The 14,456-nt window shown below is 47.0% G+C and carries 5 protein-coding genes, 2 pseudogenes and 1 riboswitch; of the genes and pseudogenes, 3 read left to right on the top strand and 4 right to left on the bottom strand.

All coding sequences use genetic code 11. The annotated features are described in order from the left end of the window. Positions 1-299: 299 nt before the first annotated feature. A riboswitch (cobalamin riboswitch) is annotated at positions 300-503 on the top strand. A 36-nt stretch (positions 504-539) separates the two neighbouring features. From DW083_RS14020 to DW083_RS14010, 3 genes are read left to right on the top strand one after another with little or no spacing between them, the layout of a single operon-like run. Next, positions 540-2,540: a TonB-dependent siderophore receptor gene (locus DW083_RS14020; protein ID WP_122332787.1), complete on the top strand. Its 2,001-nt coding sequence runs from the start codon at positions 540-542 to the stop codon at positions 2,538-2,540. A 20-nt stretch (positions 2,541-2,560) separates the two neighbouring features. After that, positions 2,561-3,652 carry a YncE family protein gene (locus DW083_RS14015; protein WP_147382141.1) on the top strand — a complete coding sequence of 364 codons (1,092 nt, stop codon included), beginning with the start codon at positions 2,561-2,563 and terminating at the stop codon, positions 3,650-3,652. An 11-nt stretch (positions 3,653-3,663) separates the two neighbouring features. Then, positions 3,664-4,785 (top strand): ABC transporter substrate-binding protein, encoded by a 1,122-nt coding sequence (locus tag DW083_RS14010; protein ID WP_122332785.1) that lies wholly within the window; start codon positions 3,664-3,666, stop codon positions 4,783-4,785. Positions 4,786-4,795: 10 nt separating this feature from the next. Here the strand turns inward: DW083_RS14010 and DW083_RS14005 are convergent, their stop codons facing one another. The 4 genes and pseudogenes from DW083_RS14005 to carB form a co-directional block, all read right to left on the bottom strand. Continuing rightward, on the bottom strand, positions 4,796-6,754 hold the full coding sequence (locus DW083_RS14005; protein WP_122332784.1) for an ATP-binding protein: 1,959 nt from the start codon (positions 6,752-6,754) through the stop codon (positions 4,796-4,798). Positions 6,755-7,036: 282 nt separating this feature from the next. Beyond that, positions 7,037-8,412 (bottom strand): annotated as a pseudogene (locus DW083_RS14000) (NAD(P)/FAD-dependent oxidoreductase). Positions 8,413-8,608: 196 nt separating this feature from the next. Next, entirely contained in the window at positions 8,609-10,666 is a 2,058-nt protein-coding gene (locus DW083_RS13995; protein WP_122332783.1) for a triple tyrosine motif-containing protein, read from the bottom strand. A 110-nt stretch (positions 10,667-10,776) separates the two neighbouring features. After that, positions 10,777-13,994, bottom strand: a pseudogene (carB, locus tag DW083_RS13990) (carbamoyl-phosphate synthase (glutamine-hydrolyzing) large subunit). Positions 13,995-14,456: the final 462 nt, after the last annotated feature.

Genomic DNA, 14,456 nt, shown 5'->3' with positions numbered 1-14,456 from the left:
TTATGACGGTCCTCTTTCCAATTACGACCGTCCAAATCGCCATTACGACCGTGCTAATCTTCGCGAGGTGCCGAGTGCACTACACATTAGCACGGTCGTAATGGCAAAGAGGACGGTCGTAATGGCTGGAAACACTCAAAAAAGCGGAAAAAGTCCCTTTTTGAGGTCAAAAAATCGGATTAACATTTGTTTTGTTTCGGATGCCTTTCGAGCTTAAAAAATGCGTTTTATACAATAAGCCCTCCCGAAATAGTTGAAAGTTAAGAGTCGAAAATTGAAAATTAGGTTTGTTTTTGCTACCTTTGCGCCCGGATAATGGTGTAACCGCGTTTGCTTCCGCAGGCGGTTAGTAAAAGGGAATCCGGTGTAAGTCCGGAGCTGTACCCGTAGCTGTAAGTTCTGTAAAACCCTGGCAAATCTTGTTGCCACTGATTAAATTCGGGAAGGTAGCCGTAAAAAGGGGAGAACAAGCCAGAAAACCTGCCACTATTCAATATATTCGAGCCCTCGGGTAAAGGGTGCGATGAACCGATTAAGATATGCAGAATTCATTTACCAAACGCTTTTTAGAGCTGTTATGTGTTTGTCTGTTTCCGTTTGCCGCTTTGCATGCGCAAGTGGACACGACGACTTTTCACCAACTTTCGGGTGTTGAAATATTGGGAAAGGTGCGCCCTTCCACCACGCGCGAGAGCACGCCGCTCCAGGTGATGGACAAAGCCGGCATCGAGCGTCTCGGCGTGCAGGATTTGTCGGAAGCCGTGAAGCGCTTTTCGGGTGTGACCGTGCAGGACTATGGGGGGATAGGCGGTTTGAAAACAGTCTCCGTTCGCAGCCTCGGCGCCAAACATACGGCTGTCAGCTACGACGGCGTGACGATTACGGATGCACAGAGCGGACAGGTGGATATCAGCCGCTTTACACTGGATAACGTCGATATGATCTCCCTGTCGATCGGGCAGGCGGACGATATCTTCCAGACGGCGCGGATGTATGCGTCGGCGGGGGCGTTGAACATAAAGACGGCTCGACCGGTGTTTGCCGACCGGCCGTTCCATGTGAAAGCACAGGTCAAGGCCGGTTCGTTTGGTATGGTGAATCCTTATTTGCGCTATGAGCAGAAGTTGGGTAAACACTTCGCGGCGACGGGCCAGGTCGATTGGTTGCGCGCAGACGGGAATTACCCTTATGTTATTCAGAACGAGCAGCAAGAAGAATCGGGGAAGCGGAAGAACAGCGATATCCGGACTTTACGCACTGAATTGAATCTGTTTGGCGATCTTGGCAAAGGTAGCGAACTTGCGGTGAAAGGTTATTATTTCGATTCGGAACGGGGATTGCCCGGTTCAGTGATCCTCTATAACGATTATGCAAAGGAAAGGCTTTGGGACAAGAATTATTTCGTACAGGGACATTATAAGAAACAATTCGATACCCGCTTTTCTTTACAGGCGCAGGGTAAGTATAATTACTCCTGGAATAAGTACATCGACTTTAATAACAACTATGAGACAGGAAAGCAGGAGGACCGGCATACGCAACGGGAGTATTATTTCTCTGCCGGAGGTTTATATACACCGGCCGAATACCTGTCGTTTTCTCTGACAACAGACTTTTCTGTTAATACATTAAAGAACAACCTGCCGGATTGTCCTTTCCCAACCCGCTACACCTCCTTGTCGGTACTGGCGGCTCAATATAAAGACAGCCGGTTGACGGCAACCGCCAGTTTGCTGAATACGTTCATTTCCGAGAAGGTGGAAAAAGGAGATAAACCGTCCGACCGGAAACGACTGTCGCCGAGCATAAGTGCTTCGTGGCGGATTTTGCCGGAGCAGAATGTACGGGTGCGTGCTTCTTTCAAGGATATATTCAGGGTGCCGACTTTTAATGATATGTATTATTTGAGGATAGGCAACACGAACCTGAAGCCGGAGCGGGCGACTCAATACAATCTTGGGGTGACATGGGGCGAACAGCCTTCTTCCTTCCTCTCTTATCTGAATTTGTCGGTCGATGGTTATTATAACCGGGTACGGGATAAGATTGTCGCTCTTCCTACTCTTTATATCTGGAAAATGATGAATATGGGAGAAGTGGCGATCAGTGGAATCGACGCGAATGTGTCTGCCGAAATTACCTGTTCGGAATCATTCAGCTTCTTGCTGCAAGGCAATTATACCTGGCAGAAAGCGATTGACATAACCAAAGAAACGGCAAAGAATTACCGGGATCAAATACCCTACACACCCAGACATTCCGGTACGGCATCTTTGTCTGTACAAAATAAATGGTTAAACGTCTCTTATCTGCTGACGTGTGCCGGCGACCGCTATTCCTTGCCCCAGAATATAAAGGAGAATAGGATCGACCGGTATGTGGAACAGACTGTTTCTGTAAACAGGGAGTTTCAACTGCATAATTGCAGACTTCGTTTGCAAGGCGAAGTGCTGAATGTAGGAAATCTTAATTATGAGATTATAAAGTATTATCCGATGCCCGGACGTTCATTCCGGGTGTCAGTCTCTTGTTCTTTCTAAATAATTAATATATAAGTGGAATGAAAAAGAAGTATTTATTATTTGCATTATGCTCTTTGATGGCAGTGCCGTTTGTTTCTTGTGATAACGATGATGATCCGAAGCCGGATGTCCCGGCTGAAACTTCTACGACTGGCGTTTATCTTTTGAATGCCGGTAAGATGAATAGTAATAATGCTACTCTGGATTATTATAATCCGGAGACAAAGGAACTGACGACTAAAGTCTTTGCTGCAGCGAATGGGCGTGGCCTTGGCGATACGGCTAACGATATGCTTATTTACGGTTCTAAGATGTATATCGCAGTGAACACCTCTGCAACAATTGAAGTTGCAGATTTGTCCGGCAAGTCTTTAAAAACAATAAGCCCGAAGGATGAGTCTAACCAGCCGCAGCAGCCCCGTATGCTTACTGCTGCCGGCGGAAAGGTCTATGTAACATTGTTCGACGGGCATCTGGCTTGTATCGATACTACTTCTATGGAGATCGTGAAGAAAGTGAAAGTCGGTCCTAACCCGGAAGGTGTTTGCGAATTGAATGGAAAGTTGTATGTCGCAAATTCAGGGGGATATAATGAGGTGCAGGATTCTACTTTATCTGTAGTGGACGCAAATACATTTGAAGTAACAGGTTCTATTGTTGTTACAATCAATCCGAAGACTGTACAGAAGGATGACGAAGGCAATTTATATGTTCTTTCTTTGGGTAACTATGGAAATATCGGTAATGAATTGCAGCGTCTGAATGTGGCAACCGGTGACTCGAAGGTGATCGAAAAGAATAGTCAGCTTGTTTCTACCGTATGTGGTGATAAAATCTATATTTATAGTGCCAAACAGGAGAACTGGGTGGTGACAGATTATGATTTTAAAGTGTATGACATTAAAAAGGGCAGCCTGGAAGATAAAAGCTTTATCACAGACGGGACAAAATTGGACAATACATATTGTATGAGCTCTGATCCTGTGACCGGTAATGTTTATATTGGAACTTCTGATTATACCAGTACAGGAGATATGTTTATCTTTTCTTCTGAAGGAAAGTTGATCAATCAATTGGCTTTGTCTGGCTTGAACCCGATGGGAGCTTACTTTTTAACTGAACAGAAATAAGATATTTTCCAATGAGGAATCTTGTTTGCTTCTTATTGACTTTTTGGGTTGTGGCTTGTTCGCAACCCAAAAAGCCTCACCCGGAAGAATCCCTTTCCTCCGACACCATCCGCTACGCCCAGGGCTTTACCGTTCATCATTTCAACGATTATACCTCGGTTGATGTGCGTGATCCTTGGGACAGTACACGCCTGTTGCAGCGTTACCTGCTGGTGGACCGGGAGAAACCTGTTCCCGGGAATCTTCCGAAAGGTACAGTCGTGCGGGTACCGGTGCAGAATATAGTGGTTTACACATCCGTGCATGCTGCGGTTATCGACCAGTTGGGAGAAACCGGGCGGATTATCGGTGTCTGTGAACCCCGCTATATGGACACGCCCTCTATCCAGGAAGGGTTGAAAGCCGGACGGATTGCCGACATGGGAGAGGCGACGGCGCCGAATGTTGAGCTGATGATCGATAAAGGAGCGGAGCTTGTCCTTGTTTCCCCTTTCCAGAATAGCGGTTATGGCCCTGTCGAGAAATTGGGTATTCCCATTATCGAGGGAGCCGATTATATGGAATCACAGCCGTTGGGCCGTACCGAGTGGATTCGTTTCTACGGAATGTTGTTCGGAAAGGAGGCAAAGGCGGATTCTATCTTCCGGGTCACCGAGAAAAGTTATCTCGACCTGAAAGAACTGGTGACGGCGGATATGCCTCGCCCAAGCGTTATCTCCGAAAAGAAATTCGGCTCTTCCTGGTTTATGCCTTCCGGGGAAAGCTATGTTGCCAATTTGTATAAGGACGCCGGAGCCGATTATATATTTACCGATCTTCCCGGAGCCGGAAGCACGCCGTTAGCTTTCGAGACGGTGCTCGACCGGGCGATCCATGCCGATCTATGGTTGATTAAATACAACCAGTCCAAAGATATGACCTATGGGGACTTGCGGTCCGAATATACGCCCTATGAGAATTTTGATGCGTTTAAGAACCGTCGGATTTATGCTTGCAATACAGGTGTAGTGCCTTATTACGAGGAGTTTCCCCTACATCCCGATTATTTGCTGAAAGACTTGATTTGGGTGTTTCATCCGGAGCTGTTGCCGGACTATACGCCCCGGTATTATCATAAGATGCAGGAAGAATAAACGCTTTTGTTTATTCTTCCTGTATATTTGTTTCACAAGGTACCCATGCCCAGAATGTAGAACCGGTGCCGGGAGTCGAACTGAAACTGATTGAACCTCCCGCCGTTTCGACAATTGCTTTGGAAATAGCCAATCCGAGCCCTGTCCCCTGCACAAATTCATTGATCTTCTCAAATCGGGCAAACACTTTGTCGTGCGATTCCTGCGGAATGCCGATGCCGGTGTCTTCAACATATATCCGGACACCATTCCCTTCAATGGAATATCCCATCTTGATATGTCCGGACTTCGTGTATTTTATCGCGTTGGTGAGGAAGTTCATCCATACTTGGATGAGGCGGTTCCTGTCTAATGTAACCCAGCAACTTGCCTCGGCTTTATCCTGGCAGAGCTTAACACCCGGATTTGTTATCTTCGGCAGAACACAGGCATATAGTTCGTCTGAAACGGTTGCCAGGTTGAACCTTTCGATTTTACGTTCGAGTATTCCTGCTTCTATTTTGGAAAGGTCAAGGATATCATTGATCAATCTCAACAACAACTCGTTGTTGGACTTTATGATGTTTATGTACATGTTTTTTTCTTCCGGATCGTTGCATGATGTCATCAGCTCGGAAAAACCGACGATCGCATTCAGCGGAGTGCGTATCTCATGGCTCATGTTGGCGAGGAAAGCAGACTTAAGCCGGTCGGAAAGTTCCGCCTTTTCTTTCAGCTCTTTCAGCTCTTTGATCATTTCTTGCTGTTCCCTGTTCAACTTCTGAAGTTGCGGGATGTTTTGCCGGAAGCCGGTGAAATGCGTGATATTGCCATTCTCGTCTTTCTCGAAAGGAACTGCGGTAAAGTCGCAGTATTGCCATGACTTGTCATATTTGGTCTGCATACGGCATGTGAAATAGACTGTCAGGTCTTTCCCTTCCAACATAGGCGCTATTGCGTCACTAAAAGAGGTACGGTCTTCCGGATGTATGACATCCAGATATTCCGACAGGGTTAATAGTCTGTTGGAAGTATAATCGTTTATGGGATCATTGTAAGATTCGAATTTTTGGGTTTTTACGTCGAAGTCCCAATGGACGATATTACTGACTTTCATGGTCAGCTCACGCTTGGCAATCAGATCCTGTGTCTTTTTTGCCATTCGTACCTTCTCTGTTACATCTAACTGTGTGCCGACAACCTGCAGTTTTCCCCAATGTTCGGTGGACAATCGCATCATGCTCTCGTAATAGCGGTATTGCTGTTCCTGTGCGTTGTAAAAGCGCACCGTTATCTGCTGCTGTTCGATTTTCTTATTGATTAGCAGCGTAAGGCTTTGCATTAACAGTTGATGATCCTGGGGATGTAGTATCAATAAAAGTTCTTCGATTGGTGTTGTGCCTTTTATTACCGTATCGCCGTATAATGGCTCGAATACCTTTTTGTGCACATCATATACCCAGGAAGACATATTGGCCGTATTCATGGCCAGCTCTAAGTCTTTTTTAGTCTCTTCCGTATGAAATTCCGCGTCTTTTATAGCTGTGACATCGTTGGATAAGAGTATATGCCCGATAACCGCCCCGTTCTTACTTAGGATGGGAATTATCCGGACATCGTAAATCATCGTATCCTGGTTCTTGGTGGAAAAGTATGCATTGTTCTTTATCCGTTCGAAATCATATTCGAACTCGAGCCTGACAATTTCTTTGCCGCTTTGTATCTTAGCTCTTAGCTGGTCATCGACATAGGGACTCTTGAAAAGATTGACAAAGTTAACAACCGTGTTCCGGTCCTCGACTCCATACATATGTAACGCATGATCGTTTATGCTGCGTAAGACACCGTTGGCATCATAAACCTCAATGCTTATAGGCAGTCTGTTGTATATGCTTTCCGTGAACAGGAGCTGCTCTTGTATGAGTTTGGATATCTCTTCCTCAAAGGATGCATTATCTTCATTAGAGGAGGTCTCCTTATCTTGTTCCATGATTCCCTATTTTTATTGACAATAAAATTACTTATGTAATAGCTATCGGATGTATTTGCCCAAAGCGTTTAAATATTACATATATTTAAATCTTTCGACAAATGTATGCAAAAAAAGGAACAATGATTGGCTTTGTGACTTTGAAACTAAAGGGATTGTCTATTAATTATTGATTTTTAATGAAAAAACAAGACAGGGTATTATAAAATTCCCCCGGACTCTTACAAGCGAGCCGGGGGACTTTCAGTTTGGCATTTTATTATAGGGAGTTGTTTTTGGTTGTCAAGCCCATCCGTTCAACATTCCATAGAAATACATGGGTTTCAGGAAATAAACTTTCAACAGCCATGCTGCCCAAAGTTCTTTTGACGGATTCATCATGGAGAACGGGAATGAACTTTCCTGTTCTTTTTTATAGTTGAACTCGCAGAGCAGGACGTGTCCGTAGTCTGTTACGATCGGGCAAGCTGCGTAGCCGTCGTACTTTTCTACGGGTTCCTTGCCTTCCATCAGCGAGATCAGGTTCTTGGCTGCAATAGCACTTGTTTGCGGACTGCGGCGGATGTCTTACTGGTCGGGATTCCGGCTACGTCTCCGAGGGAAACGATATTCGGATATGTCTTGTGTACCAGCGTCTCTTTGTCCACCATGACCCAACCGTCGGCAGCTAATTTGCCTTCTGTCCATCCCAAGCCGGCTTCTTTTACGAAATCCGGGGCTGACATTGGCGGTGTGAAATGCAGGAAATCGTAGTCTTCAACAAACGGTGTGTAGACCTTCTGGTCGCCAACCGTCTCTATCTTCTCGAAATGGACCTGTTTAGCGGATGTATCCACCCCTTTTACACGTACGTTCAGGTTGATAGGGACATTGCGTTCCTTATAAATTTCCAGCAGGCGGGGGGTGAAGTAGGGAATATCATATAACTCTTTGGAAGCTGTATAATAGTTCAAATCCACTTTATCGCGTGTTCCCTGCTTGCGGTTATAGTGTTCTGTCAACAGACAAATCTTTTTCGGAGCGCCTCCGCATTTATGTTTCGTATAAGTGTCTGTAAAGATACCGCGTCCGCCGGTCTTGGAGAATTCCTGCAGACCTTTCCATGTTTTCTGTGCACCTTCGAAGTCGTAAATGCTATATGCGTTGCCTTGTCCTAACGTATCGTGCGTGATACCTTCCACCTTTTCCCAGTTTGTCTGGATTCCGGGGGTCAGGACCAGAAAGTCGTAGGCGATCTTTCCGTTATTTTGAGTTGTTACCTGGTTCCATACCGGATCGACGGCGGTAACAGAGTCTTTAATCCATTTGATATCGCTGGGCATACAGTCTTCCTGCTTTTTCCAGACATCGTTCGGTTGGTAAACGCCTGATGCGATCAGGGTGAACCCCGGCTGATAAAACTGACGGTCACTGGGATCGATCAAGGTAATATCCGGCTTGTCCAGCCAGCTTTTTAAACGGGCAGCCATACTGATACCGGCAGCACCGCCACCGATAATAACGATTTTACCTTTCGCATTGCTTGAGAATGCTTTTGCCTTTTGTGTACTTGCAGCGGTCAGTAATCCGGCCATTGCCATTAGTTTGAAAAAATGCCGGCGGTCGATACCTTTTTTCTCAAACGCCTTTAGTTGATCTTCCAGTTCGTGTTTCATCATGTCTAAAAAATTAGATTTTGGATGCAAAGGAAAGATAATTATATAAGCGCGTACAAAAAAGGGCTACTACACTGCTTGCGCAAGCTTTTTGAGAGGGGTGAAATAGTACTACAACACTTTCTCATCACCTTTCTTATTGTGTTTAATTATTTAATATATAATTAAATACGGGGAAGGCTTTTCTGAGATTATATTTTTAGAAATTCATTAGAAAATCAACGAGATTCGTGTCTCCTTCCAATCCTAAACGCTTTCTGAGGCGATAACGTCGCAGTTCAATCGCCCGTATGGACACATTCATAAGGGAGGCGATCTCCTTTGTGGAAAGATTCATGCGAAGCAGGCAGCAGATACGGAGGTCGCCGGCTGTGATGTCTGCATATTGTTGGCGCAGGCGGTCCATGAAGTTTTGGTGTGCACTGTTGAAATAGCTTTCAAACAAGACCCAGTCCGCCTGGTCGTTCAGCGTTTCTTCCATTAAGGTTTTCATCCGGCTGTAGAGTTTGTTCGGATAGCGTTCGCCTAATGCCTCCTTTTGTTTCTCGAGTTCTTCCAGCAGGGTTTGGACGGCCTGGTTGCGTTTGACGAGGGCTGTTGTCTGCAACGTCAGTTCGTAGTTTTTGTTCTGAAGTTCGGCCTCGAGCATCCGGTTTTTCATTTCCTGCATCCTTTGCTGCTCGGCCTGGCGTTCGGCTTCGACTTTTTCCTGTTCTTCCTTGTGCAGGTTCTTCAGGTTGTAACGGAGCGCAGTTTGCACGATAGCCCAGACTAAAGCAATATAGAGCAGCCATGCCCATACCGTATTGTACCAGGGAGGGCGGACTTCTATCGACAGGGATAGCTCTGGATACGGACCTTTGATGACATACTTACGCACTTTCAGTTGGTAATGCCCTTCCGGCAGCTGCAAGAAAGAGATTCTTCCGTCGTGTTGCCAGGCCGACCAATCGGACGATACGCCTTCGATCTTGTAGCTGATCTGGTGGTTGGAAGTGAATATGGTAGTCCCGATCCAGACATTAAGTTCCTGGAAATTATACGGGAGTGATATCTTTTGGGAAGAGAGCGGCAAATTATGGCTCCCGGACGAATCGATATATTCCAGTTGGGAAACAGACAGGGGCGCACTGCTGAGACTGTTCCCGATCAGTTCCCGGATATTAATGAGCAAAGTCCCTTGCATGGCGGAAACCAATACCAGCGAATCATTCAAGGGGATGATCCGCCTGCCTCGTGTGACAAGGTTCATGTTGTAGTTGTCGAAGAGAAGGCGGCATTTTAGTGTTCCGATGCCGTCCGCCACATGGAACAGCGCGGCTTCATTGCCAATCGATAACCAGTAAAGATCGTCGCCTGCCGGATAGATATGTTCGGCCTGTGCAAATATGCCCAACGCTTCCGTATCGCGGAATAGCTGTTTGATCGTGGGAATGGGCGCCTTTTCTGTTTTGAGATAAGGCAGTGCTTCTGTTTCGCTGATCGGGGTGAATATATTTCCCGCTATCAGCGGACGTTTGAAGTAGCCGAGATTGGTTTGGATATACAGCTCTTCCCCGTCGAGACCGGCGTTGGTCAGTTTGCCGATCGAGCTTCTTTTACCCAACAACGCGATTGGGGGCTCGAAGGTGATTTGGGTCAATCCGTTATCTAAGGCTACCCAGATTTGCCGGGAATCCTGTACGCAGATAAAACGGACGATATTGTCCTGCAACTGGTTCTGCAAAGATAAATGTTGGAGAATTGTCCCGTCGGGCGAGGTGATAAACAGTCCTTGCGTCAGGGTGCCGATAAAGAAGTATGTTCCGTTCGTTGCAAAAGCACTGGGATGTGCGTCCTCGATTTCTTTCGGTAACGTAAAAGGTATTTCGACTGGCGGAGGGGCGAACCTGATTTCCGGCGGAACGGTGGTCAGCGGATGATAATGAAGGATACCGTCCGTGTCGCGTGTCCAGCCGCCTAACATGGTCGCATTGCGTGTATAGATCGTGTCGTTGTAATAGGTTACGCCGGTCACCTCTTCCTGCCCGGGCAATGAATACAGTTTCCATGTATTCCCGTCGAACGCAAGCAATCCGGAGTTATTGGCAGCATACAGCATACCGTCCGGCGTCAGCGAAAAGCCCCAGTTCTGGCAGCTTGCCTTATAATCGTCGACCGTATAGTTCTTGACAAAAACGTAGGGAATAGCTACTGAAGCGCACACGGCATGAGCCGTGAACAGCATAACAATAAGGATGTTCAGTAGTCTATACATTGCAGTCTAAACGAGTTTTATATTTGGTAGAGAATTAAAAGGGCTGTAAGCACGATCGCATACAGCCCTTTGTATCCGCTTTTCAGCGGCAAATATAGTTAAATTCTCTATTATTTGTATTCCTGCCAGCTCTTAATCTGGATGTCTTTTTCTCCCATATTGCAGAAAGCTCCGATGAAGGCGCTTGCCAGGCGGGCGTTGGTGATCAACGGGATGTTGTGATCGATCGCTGCACGACGGATCTTATAGCCATTGGTTAGCTCGCGCTTGCTGTGGTCTTTCGGGATGTTTACAACCAGTTCGAACACATGCTGGCTGAACATATCCATGATGTTCAGGTCGCCCTGTTCGTCCGGCCAGCAGACTGCAGTTGCAGGGATGCCGTTTTCGTTCAGGAATTTAGCTGTTCCGTCTGTTCCGTAGATATGATAACCTTTGGCGGCCAGCATATGGCACGGTTCCAGCAGTTCGGCTTTGCTCTTGGCAGCCCCTGAAGAAACGAGTACGTTCTTTTGCGGGATCTTGTTGCCGACAGCCATCATGGCGGAAAGCAATGCTTCGTCGAAGTCGTCGCCGATACAACCTACTTCACCGGTTGAGCTCATATCCACGCCCAATACAGGGTCAGCCTTGTGCAGACGGGCGAATGAGAACTGGGATGCCTTGACGCCGATCCAGTCGATGTCGAATGCGCTCTTGTCCGGTTTGGTATATGGAGCGTCCAGCATGATACGGGTTGCCGTTTCGATAAAGTTGCGTTTCAGCACCTTCGACACGAACGGGAAGCTGCGGGATGCACGCAGGTTACATTCGATCACCTTCACATCGTTGTTCTTTGCTAAGAACTGGATGTTGAACGGTCCGCTGATGTTCAGTTCTTTTGCGATCATCTTGCTGACTTTCTTGATGCGGCGGGCTGTCTCGAAGTAAATCTTCTGAGCCGGGAATACCAGTGTCGCGTCACCGGAGTGGACACCGGCAAACTCGATATGTTCGGAGATTGCATATTCGACCACTTCGCCGTTCATGGCTACCGCGTCGAATTCGATCTCTTTCGCTCCCTGCAGGAATTCGGAAACGACAACCGGATATTCTTTCGATACCTTGGCTGCCAGATCCAGGAACTCAATCATCTGTTCCTTGCTGTGGCATACGTTCATGGCAGCGCCTGACAATACGTAAGACGGACGGATCAGGATCGGGAAGCCCACCTTTTCGATGAACCCGTCGATCTCTTCCATACTCGTCAGCTCGGCCCAACGCGGCTGGTCGATACCTAACGTATCGAGCATAGCGGAGAACTTGTGGCGGTTTCAGCGCGGTCGATCGACAGCGGGGAAGTTCCCAAGATAGGCACGTTCTGACGGTGCAGCTTCATGGCAAGGTTGTTCGGGATCTGGCCGCCAACCGATACGATTACGCCTTTCGGAAGTTCCAGGTCCATCACGTCGAGTACGCGTTCGAACGAGAGTTCGTCGAAGTACAGGCGGTCGCACATGTCGTAGTCCGTTGAAACCGTTTCCGGGTTATAGTTGATCATGATAGACTTGTAACCCAACTTGCGGGCCGTCTGTGCCGCATTGACCGAACACCAGTCGAACTCTACGGACGAACCGATACGGTATGCACCCGAACCTAAGATAACGACGCTCTTGTCGTTCGGATAGTAAGCGATGTCGTGTTCGCTACCGTCGTATGTCATATACAGGTAGTTGGTCAGTTCCGGATGTTCGGAAGCGATCGTGTTGATACGTTTTACGCTCGGCAGGATGCCCATCTTCTTACGCAGGTTGCGCACGCGGATGTTTTCTTTTTCCATGTTGCCTTCCGGATGCTCCACATAACGGGCGATCTGGAAGTCTGAGAAGCCCAAGCGTTTCGCTTCTTTCAGTACCTCTTCAGGCAGGTCTTCGATCTTATTATAGGAAGACAATACTTTCGTATAGTCTACGATATTCTTCAAGCCGTTCAGGAACCACATCGTGATTTTGGACAGTTCGTGGATGCGTTCAACCGTGTAACCTTCTTCCAGTGCCTTGGCAACGGCGAAGATACGCAGGTCGGTCGGGTTAGCCAGTGCGTCGTCGAGGTTGTCGAATGTGATGTCGTTGTTACCCACAAAACCGTGCATTCCCTGTCCGATCATACGCAGACCCTTCTGCATGATCTCTTCGAAGCTCTTTCCGATCGACATGATTTCGCCTACCGATTTCATGCTCGAACCGATCTGGCGGCTGACACCTACGAACTTCGTCAAGTCCCAACGCGGGATCTTCACGATCATATAATCGACTTCCGGAGCTTTATAGGCAGAGTTCGGTGTACCCATTTCGCCGATTTCGTCGAGGCTGTAGCCCAATGCCAACTTTGCAGCCACGAACGCCAACGGATAACCGCTTGCCTTGGATGCCAATGCCGAAGAACGGCTCAGACGGGCGTTCACCTCGATCACACGATAGTCGAATGTATCGGAGTTGAAAGCATATTGGATGTTACATTCGCCGACGATACCCAAGTGACGGATCGTCTTTGTCGAAAGTTCTTTCAGCAGGTCCAGTTCCTTCTCAGTCAGTGAGCAAGTCGGAGCGACCACGATACTTTCACCGGTATGTACACCTAACGGATCGACGTTTTCCATGCTTACCACCGTGAAGCAATGGTCGTTCTTGTCGCGGATCACCTCGAACTCGATTTCCTTCCAGCCCTTCAGTGATTCTTCGACCAATACCTGCGGAGAGTAGGCGAAGGCGCTTTCTGCAAGCGTGCGCAGTTCAGCTTCGTCTTTACAGATACCGCTACCCATACCACCTAAGGCATAAGCCGAACGGATCATAACCGGGAAACCGATCTTGTAGGCCGCTTTTACTACGTCTTCCAGGTTTTCGCAAGCCTGGCTGATAGGAGTCTTTACTTCTATCTCGTCGAGTTTCTTTACAAACAGGTCGCGGTCTTCCGTGTACATGATCGCTTCTACGGAAGTACCTAATACTTTTACTCCGTATTTGGCCAGCGTTCCGCTGGTGTACAGTTCAGTTCCGCAGTTCAGGGCAGTCTGTCCGCCGAAAGCCAGCAGGATACCGTCCGGTTGTTCTTTTTTGATAACTTCTTCAACAAAGTAAGGAGTGATAGGCAGGAAATACACCTTATCGGCCACCCCTTCCGATGTTTGAATAGTTGCAATGTTCGGATTGAGCAATACTGTGCTGATTCCTTCTTCCTTCAGCGCTTTCAATGCTTGTGAACCGGAGTAGTCAAACTCGCCGGCCTGTCCGATTTTCAGGGCACCCGAGCCCAGAACAATCACCTTTTTGATACCACTTTTCGACATAGTAATTTGGGTTGTTTAATTTATTGATTTTATAGAATGTTATACCGCCTTATCAGATTATGAGGCACAAAAAAAATGCGTTAGTAAAAATAACTAACGCATCTTATATTACCAAACGATAATCCTTAGAAATGAAGAAATGAGCTTCATTGTCCGACATATAACCGGAAAAGTACGCTGGATTGTCCTTATGTGCTTTCTGTGCCATGAACCTCTGTCTTCAAAATTTCGGCAAAGATAAGTCTTATATTTCAAACGTGCAAGATAATGATTGGTTCTTTTTGGTTATTGACCGCCAGGTCTCGATCAAACATAAAACTCCGGTCCTCTATTGCATGTTACAATTGTATTCTTTCCATGTTACAGTTGTCTTCCTTTTGTGTTACGGTTGGATTTCTTTTGTTTCACAGCTGTGACATGAATAGCGGGTAGGTCTGGAGGAGGCACACATTCCGCATCATT

Origin of the sequence: Parabacteroides sp. AF48-14 (assembly GCF_003477465.1) — a bacterium.
Taxonomy (GTDB): domain Bacteria; phylum Bacteroidota; class Bacteroidia; order Bacteroidales; family Tannerellaceae; genus Parabacteroides; species Parabacteroides acidifaciens.
This window is presented reverse-complemented; position numbering and strand designations above follow the sequence as displayed.